Origin of the sequence: Granulosicoccus antarcticus IMCC3135 (assembly GCF_002215215.1) — a bacterium.
In the GTDB taxonomy this organism is placed as follows: Bacteria; Pseudomonadota; Gammaproteobacteria; order Granulosicoccales; family Granulosicoccaceae; genus Granulosicoccus; species Granulosicoccus antarcticus.
On sequence record NZ_CP018632.1, the window covers coordinates 7,754,619 to 7,769,693 of the forward strand.

The 15,075-nt window shown below is 52.1% G+C and carries 14 protein-coding genes and 1 pseudogene; 2 read left to right on the plus strand and 13 right to left on the minus strand.

Annotated features, from left to right (window positions below; translation table 11 throughout):
* The first annotated feature begins 10 nt into the window (after nucleotides 1-10).
* The gene (gene cueR / locus IMCC3135_RS33690; protein WP_088921580.1) at nucleotides 11-403 is read left to right on the plus strand and encodes a Cu(I)-responsive transcriptional regulator; all 393 of its coding nucleotides are present in this window, start codon (nucleotides 11-13) and stop codon (nucleotides 401-403) included.
* 97 nt (nucleotides 404-500) lie between these two features.
* On the opposite strand, the gene IMCC3135_RS33695 is transcribed toward cueR, so the two are convergent.
* The 13 genes and pseudogenes from IMCC3135_RS33695 to mnmG all read right to left on the minus strand — a co-directional run bounded on the left by IMCC3135_RS33695 (nucleotide 501) and on the right by mnmG (nucleotide 12,791).
* A complete protein-coding gene (locus tag IMCC3135_RS33695) occupies nucleotides 501-920 on the minus strand; it encodes a F0F1 ATP synthase subunit epsilon (RefSeq protein WP_088921581.1) in 420 nt (139 codons plus the stop codon).
* 2 nt (nucleotides 921-922) lie between these two features.
* On the minus strand, nucleotides 923-2,308 hold the full coding sequence (gene atpD, locus IMCC3135_RS33700) for a F0F1 ATP synthase subunit beta (RefSeq protein ID WP_088921582.1): 1,386 nt from the start codon (nucleotides 2,306-2,308) through the stop codon (nucleotides 923-925).
* Nucleotides 2,309-2,345: 37 nt separating this feature from the next.
* Complete coding sequence (gene atpG, locus IMCC3135_RS33705) at nucleotides 2,346-3,209, minus strand: F0F1 ATP synthase subunit gamma (protein ID WP_088921583.1); 864 nt, start codon at nucleotides 3,207-3,209, stop codon at nucleotides 2,346-2,348.
* A gap of 6 nt (nucleotides 3,210-3,215) precedes the next feature.
* The gene (gene atpA, locus IMCC3135_RS33710) at nucleotides 3,216-4,760 is read right to left on the minus strand and encodes a F0F1 ATP synthase subunit alpha (RefSeq protein WP_088921584.1); all 1,545 of its coding nucleotides are present in this window, start codon (nucleotides 4,758-4,760) and stop codon (nucleotides 3,216-3,218) included.
* A 77-nt stretch (nucleotides 4,761-4,837) separates the two neighbouring features.
* Nucleotides 4,838-5,371, minus strand: coding sequence for a F0F1 ATP synthase subunit delta (locus IMCC3135_RS33715; RefSeq protein ID WP_088921585.1), 534 nt, complete (start codon nucleotides 5,369-5,371; stop codon nucleotides 4,838-4,840).
* Nucleotides 5,372-5,488: 117 nt separating this feature from the next.
* On the minus strand, nucleotides 5,489-5,959 hold the full coding sequence (locus IMCC3135_RS33720) for a F0F1 ATP synthase subunit B (protein WP_088921586.1): 471 nt from the start codon (nucleotides 5,957-5,959) through the stop codon (nucleotides 5,489-5,491).
* Between the two features lie 32 nt (nucleotides 5,960-5,991).
* The gene (gene atpE / locus IMCC3135_RS33725; protein WP_088921587.1) at nucleotides 5,992-6,249 is read right to left on the minus strand and encodes a F0F1 ATP synthase subunit C; all 258 of its coding nucleotides are present in this window, start codon (nucleotides 6,247-6,249) and stop codon (nucleotides 5,992-5,994) included.
* Nucleotides 6,250-6,313: 64 nt separating this feature from the next.
* Nucleotides 6,314-7,156: a F0F1 ATP synthase subunit A gene (atpB, locus tag IMCC3135_RS33730; RefSeq protein ID WP_088921588.1), complete on the minus strand. Its 843-nt coding sequence runs from the start codon at nucleotides 7,154-7,156 to the stop codon at nucleotides 6,314-6,316.
* Between the two features lie 78 nt (nucleotides 7,157-7,234).
* Entirely contained in the window at nucleotides 7,235-7,630 is a 396-nt protein-coding gene (locus tag IMCC3135_RS33735) for an ATP synthase subunit I (protein ID WP_088921589.1), read from the minus strand.
* A gap of 292 nt (nucleotides 7,631-7,922) precedes the next feature.
* On the minus strand, nucleotides 7,923-9,092 hold the full coding sequence (locus tag IMCC3135_RS33740; RefSeq protein ID WP_088921590.1) for a ParB/RepB/Spo0J family partition protein: 1,170 nt from the start codon (nucleotides 9,090-9,092) through the stop codon (nucleotides 7,923-7,925).
* A gap of 325 nt (nucleotides 9,093-9,417) precedes the next feature.
* Nucleotides 9,418-10,173: pseudogene (locus tag IMCC3135_RS33745) on the minus strand (ParA family protein); the annotation flags it as partial.
* Nucleotides 10,174-10,190: 17 nt separating this feature from the next.
* Nucleotides 10,191-10,859 (minus strand): 16S rRNA (guanine(527)-N(7))-methyltransferase RsmG, encoded by a 669-nt coding sequence (rsmG, locus tag IMCC3135_RS33750; RefSeq protein WP_157736518.1) that lies wholly within the window; start codon nucleotides 10,857-10,859, stop codon nucleotides 10,191-10,193.
* A 21-nt stretch (nucleotides 10,860-10,880) separates the two neighbouring features.
* The gene (gene mnmG, locus IMCC3135_RS33755; RefSeq protein ID WP_088921593.1) at nucleotides 10,881-12,791 is read right to left on the minus strand and encodes a tRNA uridine-5-carboxymethylaminomethyl(34) synthesis enzyme MnmG; all 1,911 of its coding nucleotides are present in this window, start codon (nucleotides 12,789-12,791) and stop codon (nucleotides 10,881-10,883) included.
* A gap of 166 nt (nucleotides 12,792-12,957) precedes the next feature.
* Between mnmG and IMCC3135_RS33760 the strand changes: the two genes are divergently transcribed.
* Entirely contained in the window at nucleotides 12,958-14,922 is a 1,965-nt protein-coding gene (locus IMCC3135_RS33760) for an ABC transporter transmembrane domain-containing protein (protein ID WP_236994717.1), read from the plus strand.
* The last annotated feature ends 153 nt before the right edge of the window (nucleotides 14,923-15,075 follow it).

The following is a 15,075-nucleotide window of genomic DNA, read 5'->3' on the forward strand; positions in this document are numbered from 1 at the left end:
GGATCACACGATGAATATTGGAAGCGCATCAAAACAGTCGTCGATACCATCTAAAACCATTCGCTACTATGAAGATGTCGGGCTTATCAAACCACTCAGAGACACCAATGGTTATCGTGATTTTAACGAACAGGATGTCCACAAGCTCAACTTTTTAGGGCGTGCTCGGGCTCTGGGCTTCACTATCGAAGATTGTCGTGGCCTCCTGGGACTCTGGGAAGACCATTCACGAGCCAGTGCTGATGTGAAAGAAATTGCTCGAGGGCACTTGAGCCTTATCGATGCAAAAATAAAGGATCTGAGTGGCATGCGAGATACGCTCAGTCACCTGGTGGACACCTGCAATGGCGATGAACGTCCCGGTTGTCCCATCATAGAAAAACTGGCTGGCAATGGCCTCTGATCTAGTGATCTGAGTTGCAATAGAGGCGGACACAAAAAAGCCCGGACACCTGTAGAAGGTGGCCGGGCTTTTAGCTAACCGAATCGCTAAATCTAATCTAGCGACGCAGCTTCTTGATGAACTGCAGCTGGGCAGATGCTTCAGCCAACTTGGCCTGAACAGCCTGGAAGTCAATTTCACCAGGTTGGGCGCCAGCTAGTGCAGCTTCAGCTTCTTCCTTGGCTTTCAATGCAGATGCCTCATCCAGCTCCTCAGCACGCAAAGCAGTATCAGCCATGATCGTTACGATATGTGGCTGTACTTCCATGATGCCGCCAGAAACATAGATATCCAGCTCTTCACCGTCATCAACAGGCTTTACCCGAATTTCACCCGGTTTGATACGAGTGATAAACGGTGCATGACCGGGCGCAATACCAACCTCACCCATCTGCGCCGAGGCGCTGACCAGTTTGGCTTCGCCACTCCAGATCTCTTTCTCAGCACTGACAATCTCAACTTTGAGAGAGGAGGCCACGATTATGCTGCAGCCTTGCTGTTGAATTTCTCAAGAACTTCTTCGATCGTGCCCTGCATGTAGAACGCCTGCTCTGGCAAGTGATCGTATTCGCCGGCAACGATGCCGTTGAAAGCACGAATCGTATCTTTCAAAGATACATACTTGCCTGGTGAACCTGTAAATACTTCTGCCACGAAGAATGGCTGAGACAGGTAGCGCTGCACTTTACGTGCACGAGAAACAACCAGCTTGTCTTCTTCAGACAGCTCGTCCATTCCCAGAATTGCGATGATGTCACGCAGTTCCTTATAACGCTGCAAAGTGTTCTGAACGCTACGAGCACAGTTGTAGTGTTCTTCACCAACGACCAGAGGATCCAGCTGACGAGACGTGGAATCCAATGGATCCACCGCCGGATAAATACCCAGCTCAGCAATGTTTCGAGACAGTACAACTGTTGCATCAAGGTGAGCAAAGGTTGTTGCTGGCGATGGATCGGTCAAATCATCTGCAGGTACGTATACCGCCTGGATTGAAGTGATTGAACCAGTCTTGGTAGAAGTGATGCGTTCCTGCAATGCACCCATTTCTTGCGCAAGTGTTGGCTGATAACCTACCGCAGAAGGCATACGACCCAACAGTGCTGATACTTCTGTTCCAGCCAGTGTGTAACGGTAGATGTTATCGATAAACATCAGTACGTCACGACCTTCGTCACGGAAGAATTCAGCCATGGTCAAACCTGTCAAAGCAACGCGCAGACGGTTGCCCGGAGGCTCGTTCATCTGACCGTATACCAGTGATACCTTGTCCAGTACGTTGGAATCCTTCATCTCGTGGTAGAAGTCATTACCTTCACGAGTTCGCTCACCTACACCGGCAAACACTGAGAATCCAGAGTGCTCGGCAGCGATGTTACGAATCAGCTCCATCATGTTTACGGTCTTGCCTACACCCGCACCACCAAACAAGCCAACCTTACCGCCTTTGGCGAACGGGCATAGCAGGTCGATAACCTTGATGCCTGTTTCCAGCAATTCAGTAGATCCAGATTGTTCCGCATAAGTAGGCGGCTCTCTGTGGATAGGCATGCGGTCCTCAGTTGCAATTGGGCCAGCTTCGTCGATCGGCTGTCCAAGAACATTCATGATGCGACCCAGTGTAGCTTCGCCAACTGGCACGGAGATAGGTGCGCCAGTGTTGCTGACTACCAAGCCTCGCTTGAGACCATCCGATGTACCCATTGCAATCGTTCGCACAATGCCGTCGCCCAACTGACCCTGTACTTCCAGTACGGTCGCGTTGTTGGCAACTTCAAGTGCATCATAGATTTTCGGTACGGCATTACGCGGAAATTCGACGTCGATAACCGCGCCGATGATTTCCACAATTTTTCCTGTACTCATGCTTGTGTCCCGCCTGTAATTTGTTCTGTAGTCGGATCTAGACAGCCGCAGCGCCGCCGACGATCTCGGAAATCTCTTGAGTAATAGCAGCCTGACGAGCCTTGTTGTAGACAAGTTGCAAGTCGTCTATCAACTCACCAGCATTATCCGAAGCACTCTTCATGGCGATCATACGAGCTGCCATTTCACAGGCTACGTTTTCAACAACCGCTTGATAGACCAGTGATTCCATATAACGCTCCATCACGTGATCCAACACTTCGTTTGCATCGGGCTCATAGATATAATCCCAGCCGTAGTTTGCGTTGCTTTCCATCGTAGCGACCGCAGGTAAAAGCTGAGTTACTGACGGTGACTGAGTCATGGTGTTAACAAATTCGTTTTCCACTATGAACAGTCTGTCGATTTCACCCGCATCGTACTTGTCCAGCATGATGCGTATGGCACCGAGCAAAGTCTTCAGTTCAGGTGCATCACCCAAATCGATGGTGCTGCCGACAATATTGCCGCCAATGTTGCGAAAAAAGCTCTGTGCTTTTTTGCCAATGGTGCAAATGTCGATTCCTATGTCTTGTTCGTTCCACTCATTCATGGAATTCACAGCAGCCTTGAATATATTGGTGTTCAAACCGCCGCACAATCCGCGGTCGGTAGAAACAATAATATAACCAACTCGCTTTGGCTCAGGACGTTCTGTCAAGTACGGGTGCTTGTACTCGACGTTCGCTGACGCAATATGACCGACAACTGTCCTGAGCTTTAACGAGTAAGGCCGGTTCGCACGCATGCGATCCTGGGCCTTGCGCATTTTTGACGCAGCAACCATTTCCATGGCTTTTGTGATCTTCTGAGTATTTTGAATACTCTTGATCTGCGTGCGTATCTCTTTACCGGAAGCCATGAGTGCTTACCAGCTTCCGTTAGCCTTGAAAGCGTCCAGACCTTTTCTGAAAGCTGCCTGGATATCATCATTCCAGTCGCCAGACTCATTCACCTGGTCAAGGAGATCCTTAAGGTTCGAACGGAAGTTATCATGCATGGCTTCTTCGAAATCAACGATCTTGTTGACTGGAACATCATCAAGATAGCCTTCGTTTGCAGCAAACAATGAAACACCCATCTCACCGATAGACAGAGGCGCATATTGCTTCTGCTTCATCAGCTCGGTTACTCGCTGTCCACGCTCGATCTGCTTACGTGTAGTTTCATCAAGATCTGATGCGAACTGTGCGAATGCCGCCAATTCACGGTATTGCGCAAGTGCCAGACGAACACCACCACCCAGTTTCTTGATGATCTTGGTCTGCGCTGCACCACCAACTCGTGATACTGACAGACCAGCGTTGATCGCTGGACGAATACCCGCGTTGAACAGATCCGTTTCGAGGAAGATCTGACCATCGGTGATTGAAATAACGTTTGTCGGTACGAAAGCAGATACGTCACCGGCTTGAGTTTCGATGATCGGCAGAGCCGTCAGTGAACCTGTCTTGCCTTTGACTGCACCGTTGGTGAACTTCTCTACATATTCAGCGTTAACTCGTGATGCACGTTCCAGCAGACGAGAATGCAGGTAGAAAACATCACCAGGATAAGCTTCACGACCTGGCGGACGACGCAACAACAGGGATACCTGACGGTAGGCCCAGGCTTGCTTGGTCAGATCGTCATATACGATCAGTGCATCTTCGCCGCGATCGCGGAAGTATTCACCCATGGTGCAACCAGCATATGGCGCGATGAACTGCATGGCTGCAGAGTCGGCAGCGCCGGCCGCAACAATGATTGTATTCTCGAGAGCACCGTGCTCTTCAAGTTTTGCAACAACATTGGCAATCGTGGATTGCTTCTGTCCGATAGCCACGTAGACACATTTGATGCCTGTGCCTTTCTGGTTAATGATGGCATCGATTGCAACAGCAGTCTTACCTGTCTGACGGTCACCGATGATCAGTTCGCGCTGACCACGACCTACTGGCACCATCGCATCAATCGCTTTCAAACCAGTTTGTACCGGCTCATCAACAGATTGACGTTCGATTACACCAGGAGCGATTTTTTCAATAGGTGACGTTTGTGTAGCGTTGATCGGGCCTTTGCCATCAATTGGCTCACCCAGTGCATTTACAACACGTCCAAGCAGTTCTGTTCCGATCGGCACTTCAAGTACCTTTCCAGTACAACGAACCTTGTCGCCTTCTGTCAGATTTTCGTAGTTACCTAAAACAACCGCACCGACAGAGTCGCGCTCGAGGTTCAACGCCAGTCCGAAGAGGCCGTCGTCGAAAGCAATCATTTCGCCAGACAGTGCATCCGTAAGGCCGTGTATTCGTACAATACCGTCATTCAAACTGACGATTGTGCCTTCAGTTCGTACGTTGGCAGCTGTATCGGTAGTACCGATTTTCTCCCGGATCAGGTCACTGATCTCGGATGGATTCAGTTGTTGCATGGGTCTATTTAATCTCTTGAAATCTGCAGGGTCGGGTCAGTAAACGCTTCTAGCCGGTCTCCCCGGCCAGAGTGCATTCAGCTGGCGACGGATTGTTCCAGTGCTGCTAGACGGCCGCGAATGGATCCGTCGATGACCAGGTCGCCAGTACGTATAATCGCACCGCCAATCAGATCTGGGTCAACCTCGCTGGTTATCTTGACTTTACATGAGAGCCTTTTGCCCAGCGCTTCCACAATGCTAGAGGACTGCTCTTCGGTAAGTGCATAAGCACTTACTACATGAGCTTCCTCTTCACCCTGGGCTTCGCGCCGGAGCTGCTCGAATTGTTTAAACATATCCGGCAATGAAGCCAGTCGATCATTTTCTGCAAGCAGCTTCAGCAAACTGAGGCTGTCGCTGTCAAGTCCATCAGACACCGACGCAATAAGATCAGCTTTTGCCTGAGCAGTAATGCCAGGCTCAGCCAGTCTTGTACGTATAGCCTCGTCTTGAACAACCGAGGCCCAGTAGCCGAGGCGGCCAGACCATTGGTCGTAGCCACCACGCTCTGAAGCCAGCTCGAAAATGGCTCGCGCATAAGGTCTTGCTGTTGTCGATTCGGATGCCATGTTTCGTACCTGCCTATCGTTGCCGCTGTTCTGTGACGCTATTTTGTGCTACCCGGTTTTTCAATCAAACTCCCCGAGTCGCGATTCTTTAGTGCCTGCGCTGTTATATCAGCTGATCTAGATCTGCTTAACGAGGTCGTCGATGACCGCGTTGTGCTTGTTCTGATCGACTTCACTCCCAAGAATTCGTCTTGCTCCTTCAACAGCCAGCAAGCCGACCTGCTTACGCAGACCTTCTTTAACACTGACTACTTCCAAGTCGATTTCTGTCTGGGCACTTTGCTTAAGTCTCTCACCTTCGGAGCGTGCTGCATCCTTGGATGTTTCGACCATCTCACTACCGCGTTTGTGTGCTTGAGCCACTATCTCTGCTGCTTGCGCCTTGGCATCCTGAAGCAGTACAGCGATTTCAGCTTCTGCTTCTTCGCGCTTCTGGGAGCCTTTCTCAGCATCAGCCAGCCCGCCCGCTATCATCGCCTGCCTTTCTCGCAGTCCGTTGATAATAGGTGGCCAGACATACTTCATGCAGAAGAGAACGAACACGGCAAAGGAAATAGCCTGGCCGAGCAATGTCAGGTTCAGGTTCATATGCCTTGCCTCTCGTTAGTTGATTTCTCTAATCAGCCTGCGATCTGGCCGACGAAGGGGTTGGCAAATACGAAGAACAGTGCGATACCAACACCGATCATAGGGATCGCATCAAGCAGGCCGGCAACGATGAACATTTTGACCTGCAGCATAGGCACCATTTCTGGTTGACGAGCTGCACCTTCGAGAAAGCGACCACCAAGCAGCGCAAAGCCGATAGCAGTGCCAAGAGCAGCAAGGCCGATCATGATCGCAACAGCGATGGCAGTAGAGGCTACGACAGTTTCCATGAGAACTCCAAGATATTTAAAGGGTTAAAAAGTAAGAGTGGTACTGGTGAACTAAAAACTACGATTAATGATTTTCGTGCGCCATAGCCATATAAACGATGGTCAACATCATGAATATGAACGCTTGCAGGGTGATTACGAGAATATGGAAAATCGCCCAAGGCACTGACAACATCCATTGGGCCCAGAACGGCAGCAACGCAATCAGGATGAAGATGAGCTCACCGGCATACATGTTACCGAACAGTCGCAGTGCCAGAGAGATGGGCTTTGAGATCAAACTAACCCCTTCCAACAAGAGATTGACCGGTATGAGAATCGCCTGAACAACAGGATTGCTGCTGCCAAATGGCATTAGCGTGAGTTCTTTGACGAAACCCATGGGTCCTTTGACTTTGATGCTGAAGTAGATCATCAGTGCAAAGACTGAAAGAGACAGACCCATCGTGACGTTGACGTCAGTACTTGGGACAATCTTCATATAAGGAATACCTACGGCCTCACCGAGACGCGGTACGAAGTCAACCGGTATCAGATCCATGAAGTTCATCAGAAAAATCCAGACGAAAACTGTCAGCGCCAGTGGCGCAATCATGGGGTTTTTAGCGTGGAAGGTGTCGCGTACGTTAGTGTCGACAAATTCAACAACTACCTCAACGGAGGCTTGCAACAAGCCAGGCACACCGGAGGTAAAACTATCTGCAGCTTTCTTGAACAACCAGATGAAAAATGCACCCAGGACGATAGAGAAAAACATGGAGTCCAGGTTGATGGCCCAAAAGCCCATCTCTGCCGCTTCTTTGCCACTGTGGGCAATGCCTAAACCCTTCTCAGGGTGAAAACCAAGCACCAGGTTCTGCAAATGGTGCTGGATATACTCTGACGATGTAGGTGCGCTGTTGGCCATGGTTTCAATGCTTGAGTCTGGACTGGAGTCTATAACGGCTACTGAATTCTATAACTGCAACTTAATTTACTGAAAAACTTATTTAGCTCCGGCGGCTTCTTGCCTACCGACTACAAGTGGCACGATCCAATTGCAAGTCTGCACCAAAGCAAAGCCAATGAACACCGCTGGAGCGTTCAAGGGTTTCAAGTTGATAAAGACCAACGTGAACATACCAGCTGTTAGCAACATTTTACCAGCAGCACCTGCATAAAACGACCGCACGATCAGTTGTGCTGCCCTTGCTACCCGATACCTGAAGGCACGAAAAGCAAAATATGAATTCGGCAGAACGACTGTCATCCCGCCAAGGAAAGCAGCCAAAGCTACATCCTTATTCCAAAAAAAACCTGCTAACCCTACCGAAACGGCCCCAACAAGCTGCCAGATCAATATAAGTCTGATAACACGCAACCGTTGTTCAACCTGTCGCATGACTCAGTCCCGGGGTTTCTGCTATGAACGATGGCTGCATTCAGCTGCTCGTCCAACTTTGAACAGCGGCAGTATACCAGCGTTTTTTCTCTGTAAGACCGTTATCCATTCGATTGTTTATTATAGATTTTACCAATACTAACCAGCTCAGCACCTATAGTGCTCCATGATGCATCTGGTAGCTTGTACTTCGACAATCGGCAGGGAGTTATTAACTGTTTGTCGATAACGGCATGTACATCATTCAAGTGAAGGGCAGATAACCCGTTTACTGGTCAGGCGATCAAAACACTCACTTTATATGTGCAAGTATGCCCTGCAGCTCCGCCACCGAAGCGTAATTGATCTCAAGCTTGCCTCGGCCGGTCGACTTGTGCTGAATGCGTACTTTTGCACCCAGCTTCTCACCCAGCTTCTTGCTTAATCTTTCAATATCCGGATCGGCAATGGCTGCAGACTTGCGAGTCGGAGCCTCACTACCCTCCTCTGCGATCTCTCGAACCATTTTTTCCACAGCTCGCACAGTGAGCCCGTTCTTGATCACCTCCTTGGCTAGCGCATGCTGTCGATCACGCGGCGCACCGAGTATGGCCCGTGCATGGCCCATTTCCAGCTCGCCCTTGTCAACCAGCACCTTGACTTCATCATGTAACTCCAGGAGTCGCATGAGGTTGGTGACCGAAGCACGTGAACGCCCCACGGATTCGGCGACAGCCTTGTGCGTCATACCGAATTCATCACACAACCGTTCGAAGGCAGCGGCCTCTTCCAGCGGGTTGAGATCTTTGCGTTGTATGTTTTCGATGACAGACACCGCAGCTACAGATTTATCAGGCATGTCACGAATAATGGCGGGGATTTCGGCCATACCGGCCAACTGAGCCGCTCTCCAGCGACGCTCGCCAGCCACAAGCTCAAAAGCGCCCGCAAAGGGTCGCACGATAATTGGCTGAATCAACCCTTCTGCCTTGATGGAGTCTGCCAGTTCCTGCAACAACTCCTGGTCGAACAGACGTCTTGGCTGGTAACTACCACGCCGAATCTGATCAACGCCGACCATACGGAAGCGATCACTGGTACCTGCAACCGTGACATCAGGCTGTGTTGCCGCAACTTCCGACTTTTCGGTCGCTGGCACAGATGCCTTAGCGTTCGATTCCGGAGCCGAAAACATATCAACGGTAGGTTGTGATTGTCCCGACTGAGCTTTGCTTCCTGCAGTGTTTACGCTTTCAGACTGCTTGACTGCATCGGAGTTGATGTCCTGTGCCGGGCCTTGCGCAGCTGCTGGCGACTGAGCTGCCTCAACCGTCTTCTGAGTCGGCTCATCAACAGGTGCGACCGGCTTTTGTGCAGGTTCTGACTGATTTGCCGGCGACTCTGTGGGCTTGCTGGCTCTTTCGCGACTGGAACCACCTAACAAGGCATCCAGATTGCGGCCCATGCGGGGTCGTTTAGCCATCGGCAGATTCGGTATCAGGTGTCACAGTCGGTGGAATGTTGGCCGATTGCACAGAGTCTTTGTGTTTTTCGTCCTGCTCGCCTGCATTCCCGGACTGATCGGGCATGCCGATATCCAGATGCTCGGCGTCAGCAAGCGGTGCTTCAACAACATCACCATCGACCGGCTTCTGAGGCGACTCCTGGTGCTCAGCAGCAGGCAATTCCGCGGCGGAGTCAACAACCGGCTCGCCTTCTGATGCTTCTGATGCTTCCAGTACTTCCGCTGGATCTACAACTGCTGCCGCAACAGGCTCAGCAGCGGCAGCCTTCGCTGCCCGACTTAACTGGCGCAGTATTTCACCAGCCAGCGCCAGGTAGGCCAGAGCGCCACGCGAGGTACGGTCGTACTGCATGATGGAAATACCGTGGCTCGGCGCCTCGGCCAGCCGCACGTTACGTGGCACGACCGTGCGAAAAACCTGATCGCCAAAATGCTGAATCAACTGTGCAGACACCTCGATACCCAGACGGTTGCGACCGTCGTACATGGTGCGTAGCAAACCTTCGATAGCCAGATCCGGATTAACGCTTTCACGTACTCCTTCAATGGTCTCAAGCAAGGCTGACAAACCTTCCAGCGCATAATATTCGCACTGAACAGGGACCAACACGCTGTCCGATGCGACAAATGCATTCAGTGTAAGGATGTTGAGCGAAGGTGGGCAATCAATGAGAATGAAGTCATAGTCATCTCTGACGACTTCCAGAGCCTGGTGCAGACGCTGTTCACGCTGCTCCATGTTCATCAGCTCCACCTCAGCCGCTGTCAGATCCGAATTGGCCGGCAACACATCACAGCCATTTTCAGGAGACTTCTGTGCTGCCTCCTTGACCGACATTCCGTCGACCAGCACCTCGAATATTCCGGCTTCGACTTCATACTTGTCGATACCGCAACCCATGGTTGCATTTCCCTGAGGATCCAGATCAATCAACAAGACCCGTTTCTGCATGCTGGCAAGTGCAGCAGACAGATTAACAGTCGTGGTGGTTTTTCCAACTCCGCCTTTCTGGTTGGCTACGGCGATAATTCGGCTCATTGGCGCAGTGTAATCCATTATCCGTGCTGTCGTCGGCACAGTGCGACATGTCTTGCCGAATCTGTGCCGGGAACGTCAACCTGAACAAGTTCTGACAAGGTATAAGCGGAGCCCAGGGACACTGGTAAACGTTCGGCATGACCCAGCATTACTGCGACAAGGCCATCTGGTGCACATAAAGGCTCGGCCACTTTCAGAAAGTCGACAGGCGCCGTGAAGGCTCTGGACAAGACCATATGAGCAGAATCTGTCACGTTTTCTACACGATCATGCAAAACGGTGACGTTACGCACGCCAAGTTCCATTAATGCCTGTTGCTGAAACCGTATTTTTTTGCCATTGGACTCGATCGACAAAAACCGAAGATCCGGTCGCACCAGCGCCAACGGCAATACCGGCAACCCCGCCCCAGTACCGATATCCATGACGTCGTACTGCGAATCGTCGGCAGCGCTGCTCGCTGGCAGCCAGCGACTCATGATCAGACTATCCAGCAAATGTCGATCTACCATGGTCAACGGATCACGAACCGCCGTCAGGTTGTACACCTTGTTCCATTTCGACAACAAGGCAACCAGCGACACCAGCTGCAAGCGCTGACTGGCCGGTATCTCTGGCACACCAAAGCCTGCCAGCTGCTGCAGACCACGCTCCAGAGCTTCGTTCAATTCACTTTCAGCAATCACAGGCAATTCGTCAGGAAGGTTTCAGGCACTTTTTTTCAGTGATTGTTTTTTAAGATGTACCAGCAGCAAAGAGATAGCTGCCGGTGTTACACCCGAAATGCGTGAGGCCTGGCCGATGGTGCCCGGGCGATGCTCGGTAAACTTCTGTCGCACCTCATTGGATAAACCACCAACCGTTGCGTAATCGAGCGAGTCTGACAGAACGATATCTTGTTGCGTCAGGGTCTTGTCGATGTCGGCCTGCTGGCGATCCAGATACCCGGCGTACTTGCCCTGAATCTCAACCTGATCGATGACTTGCGCAGGCAAGCTAGCCAAATCAGGTGACACGATTTCCAGTAACTGAGCCAGTCTGACTTCCGGCATCTTCAGTAAATCAGTCAATCGCCTCTCACGTGACAGGCTCAAACCGGTGTGTTCATTCAAGGCAGCAGCTTCTGGCGTGTCCTTGCGCACCCACAAACCCTGCAGAGTTGCTTTCAAGGATTCCACTGCCTCGGCCTTCTCACTGAAAGCCTGCCAACGCGAATCATTGACCAGACCCATATGGCGACCCAACTCAGTCAGCCGCAAGTCGGCATTGTCTTCACGCAGCTTCAGACGATATTCAGCACGACTGGTAAACATGCGATACGGCTCACGCGTACCACGCGTAATAAGGTCATCAATCAGAACACCAATATAGGCTTCGTCGCGACGCGGCGTCCAGGCATCCAGACCCTTGACCTGACGGGCGGCATTGAGTCCGGCAATCAATCCCTGTGCGGCCGCTTCTTCGTAGCCGGTAGTGCCATTTATCTGCCCAGCGAAATACAAACCAGCCACGGTTTTGGTCTCAAGCGAGGCTCGCAAACCACGTGGATCGAAGAAATCGTATTCGATGGCATAGCCCGGGCGGGTGATATGCGCTTTTTCAAAGCCACGCATAGATTGCACATATTCGATCTGTACATCAAATGGCAGACTGGTTGAAATGCCATTGGGATAGACCTCATGGGTGTTCAGCCCTTCTGGCTCGATGAAGACCTGATGTGAGTCCTTATCGGCGAAGCGTACAACCTTGTCCTCGATGGACGGGCAGTACCGCGGACCGACACCTTCGATGTCACCCGAAAACAAGGGTGATCGGTGCAGATTGTTCTGAATGATGTCGTGTGTACGCTGATTGGTCTCGGTTATATGACAGTGAACCTGCTCGGGGTGATCATCCACGCTGCCAAGATAGGAAAACACCGGTCGCGGAGTATCACCGGGCTGAGCCTGCAGGGTGCTGTAATCAATAGTACGACCGTCAATACGTGGCGGCGTCCCTGTCTTGAGGCGCCCAGTCTCGAATGGCATTTCTCGCAATCGGTGCGCCAGCGTCATGGCAGGTGGATCACCCGCACGCCCACCGGCATGATTAGCTTCACCGACATGGATCTTGCCGGCCAGGAAAGTACCCACAGTCATGACAACGCTTCTTGCGTGGAAATGCACACCCAGCTGAGTAATGACACCCGTGACCTGCACCTCTGCAGAGCCTGCACCAGAAACGGGCGTCAGAATAAGATCATCGACCGCTTGCTGGAACAAAGTCAGATTGGGTTGATTTTCCAGAGTTTTGCGAATTGCTACCCGATACAGCTGCCGATCAGCCTGCGCACGGGTCGCCCGTACAGCGGGGCCCTTACGCGAATTGAGCGTGCGAAAATGGATACCGGCCTGATCTGCAGCCATACCCATGGCACCACCCAGTGCATCGATTTCCCGAACCAGATGCCCTTTGCCGATACCACCGATTGCCGGGTTACAGCTCATCTGACCCAGGGTGTCTATATTATGAGTCAGCAGCAATGTGCTGGCACCGGTCCGCGCTGCCGCCAATGCGGCCTCTGTGCCGGCATGACCACCACCGACCACGATCACGTCAAAGACTGTTGGGTACTGCATGTTGATACTCGCTCGCTACAGCATGCCATTATAGAGCTATGGGCACTGATTGAAAGTGTCGGGCGTGGATAGAACCTTGCCACAGGTCGCATTGACCCCTACTTTCAGTGCCATCAACCGACTATGTAGACTCAAACCTCGCTGCCAGCCCACCGGACAGCCAATTGTGACCCTACACTGCCTTCCCAGCACTGACATTACCGAGCTTCCAGCTACCGTGTCCAACTCCACAGAAAATCCTGAAACCCAGACAACTGCACCTGCAGAAAAATCTGCCTGGAAAACGCTTTCTGGCTTGTTGCCATTCATGGCACCTTACCGAGGCCGAGTCATCCTGGCAGGTTCGGCACTGCTGGTGGCCGCAGCGGCAACGCTCACCATACCGACAGCTTTCAGATTTCTGATTGATCGTGGCTTCAGCCTACCGGCAAACGTGGCCACGGATGCCTCTGCAAGCGCCACTGCAATGGCAGACTCGGGAATTGCGGCAGGGCAAGTGAACAGTGTTTTTCTGGGTTTGTTCGCGGTTGCATTGATACTCGCACTGGCAACGGCCCTTCGCTATTACTGCGTCTCCTGGCTGGGTGATCGCATCACAGCAGATTTGCGACAGGCCGTTTACTCCCAGGTACTTCGACAAGACCCGGTGTTCTTTGAAACACTGCGTACCGGTGAGGTGCAATCACGACTGTCCAGCGACACGACACTGATCCAGTCCCTGATCGGCTCCAGCATTTCACTGGGCCTGCGTAATTCCTTACTCTTTGTCGGCGCTCTGGGTTTGATGATCTGGACCAGCCCGCATCTGGCCAGCATCATCGTCGGACTGCTGGTCCTGGTGGTCGTCCCCATCATGGTTTTCGGACGCCGTGTACGCAAACTCTCCAAAGACAGTCAGGATAAGCTGGCCGATACCGGTGCACTTGCCAATGAAACCCTCAATGCCATGTCCACGGTACAAAGCTATGTCCGTGAAAACATGGAAAGTGATCGCTATTCTCAGGCCACCAATGCCGCCTTTGATAGCGCCATTCGTCGTAACCGTAATCGCTCCTATCTGACAGCCCTGGCGATTACGCTGATCTTTGGCATTATCGTATTCGTGCTGTGGCTCGGTGCGCAGGCAGTTATTGATGGCCGTATGTCACCCGGTTTGCTGACTCAATTCATGCTCTATGCCGCTTTGGTAGCAGGCTCTACCGGCGCACTGGCTGAAGTTCTGGGCGATGTTCAACGTGCCGCTGGTGCCACCGAACGACTGCTGGAACTACTGCATGCGCAACCTGCCATTGCCTCGGGCAAGCAATCTCTTGTCGCAAGCAGCACGGCTGATGTGGCAGGCCTTGGTGCGCGAGTGGACTTCAACAACGTCAATTTCAGCTACCCCAGTCGCCCTGGCGAGCAGGCCCTGGAAGAACTGAGCTTCACGATCGAACCTGGGCAGACCGTTGCCTTGGTTGGACCATCAGGCGCTGGCAAAACGACGGTCCTGCAATTGTTATTGCGATTTTATGATCCGCGCTCTGGCAGCATCTCGCTCGACAATAGTGCCATCGACTCTTTGAAGTTGAACGAACTACGCGAAGCCATCGGCTTCGTCTCCCAGGACAGCGTCGTGTTCTCGGACGATGTCTATGCCAATCTGCGCTACGGCAAGCCGGACGCCACCGATGAGGAAGTTCGCCAGGCTGCCAGTGATGCTCAGGCTCTGGATTTCATCGAACGTCTGCCCGATGGGTTCAACACCTACCTGGGTGAAAAAGGCGTGCGTCTGTCTGGCGGGCAACGCCAACGCTTGTCCATTGCCCGAGCCTTGCTCAAGAATCCGCCACTGCTGCTATTGGATGAGGCAACCAGTGCCCTGGATGCTGAAAGTGAACGCAAGGTTCAAATGGCATTGGAGCGTGCCATGAGTGGTCGCACCACACTGGTTATCGCGCACCGACTAGCCACGATCGTCAATGCTGATCGAATTCTGGTCATGGACGAAGGCCGGATCATCGAGTCCGGCAATCATCAGGAATTGCTGGCCGGCAATGGCCTGTACGCAAAGCTTGCATCCATGCAATTCAATGCAGCAGAATTTCACCCTGCCGTCGAAGCCGTGAGGGTCGCCAATTCGCCATGCTGACACTGATTGACTGATGCCAGAATCGCCCGGTCTACCGCTACGGTTGCCGCCTTCGACGATGAGGCAAGCAAAGAAACAACTCTCAGGAATGTCAGAAGCCAGCTTGATCGTGAATTGACTGCAGTTTCTTGAGTTTTTGAATCCAATGAATCA

What these genes read in the sequence shown, in the direction of transcription:
- cueR (WP_088921580.1), top strand. Translation starts at nt 11, where the DNA reads ATGAATATTGGAAGCGCATCAAAACAGTCGTCGATACCATCTAAAACC.
- atpD (WP_088921582.1), bottom strand. Translation starts at nt 2,308, where the DNA reads ATGAGTACAGGAAAAATTGTGGAAATCATCGGCGCGGTTATCGACGTC.
- atpG (WP_088921583.1), bottom strand. Translation starts at nt 3,209, where the DNA reads ATGGCTTCCGGTAAAGAGATACGCACGCAGATCAAGAGTATTCAAAAT.
- atpA (WP_088921584.1), bottom strand. Translation starts at nt 4,760, where the DNA reads ATGCAACAACTGAATCCATCCGAGATCAGTGACCTGATCCGGGAGAAA.
- IMCC3135_RS33715 (WP_088921585.1), bottom strand. Translation starts at nt 5,371, where the DNA reads ATGGCATCCGAATCGACAACAGCAAGACCTTATGCGCGAGCCATTTTC.
- IMCC3135_RS33720 (WP_088921586.1), bottom strand. Translation starts at nt 5,959, where the DNA reads ATGAACCTGAACCTGACATTGCTCGGCCAGGCTATTTCCTTTGCCGTG.
- atpE (WP_088921587.1), bottom strand. Translation starts at nt 6,249, where the DNA reads ATGGAAACTGTCGTAGCCTCTACTGCCATCGCTGTTGCGATCATGATC.
- atpB (WP_088921588.1), bottom strand. Translation starts at nt 7,156, where the DNA reads ATGGCCAACAGCGCACCTACATCGTCAGAGTATATCCAGCACCATTTG.
- IMCC3135_RS33735 (WP_088921589.1), bottom strand. Translation starts at nt 7,630, where the DNA reads ATGCGACAGGTTGAACAACGGTTGCGTGTTATCAGACTTATATTGATC.
- IMCC3135_RS33740 (WP_088921590.1), bottom strand. Translation starts at nt 9,092, where the DNA reads ATGGCTAAACGACCCCGCATGGGCCGCAATCTGGATGCCTTGTTAGGT.
- mnmG (WP_088921593.1), bottom strand. Translation starts at nt 12,791, where the DNA reads ATGCAGTACCCAACAGTCTTTGACGTGATCGTGGTCGGTGGTGGTCAT.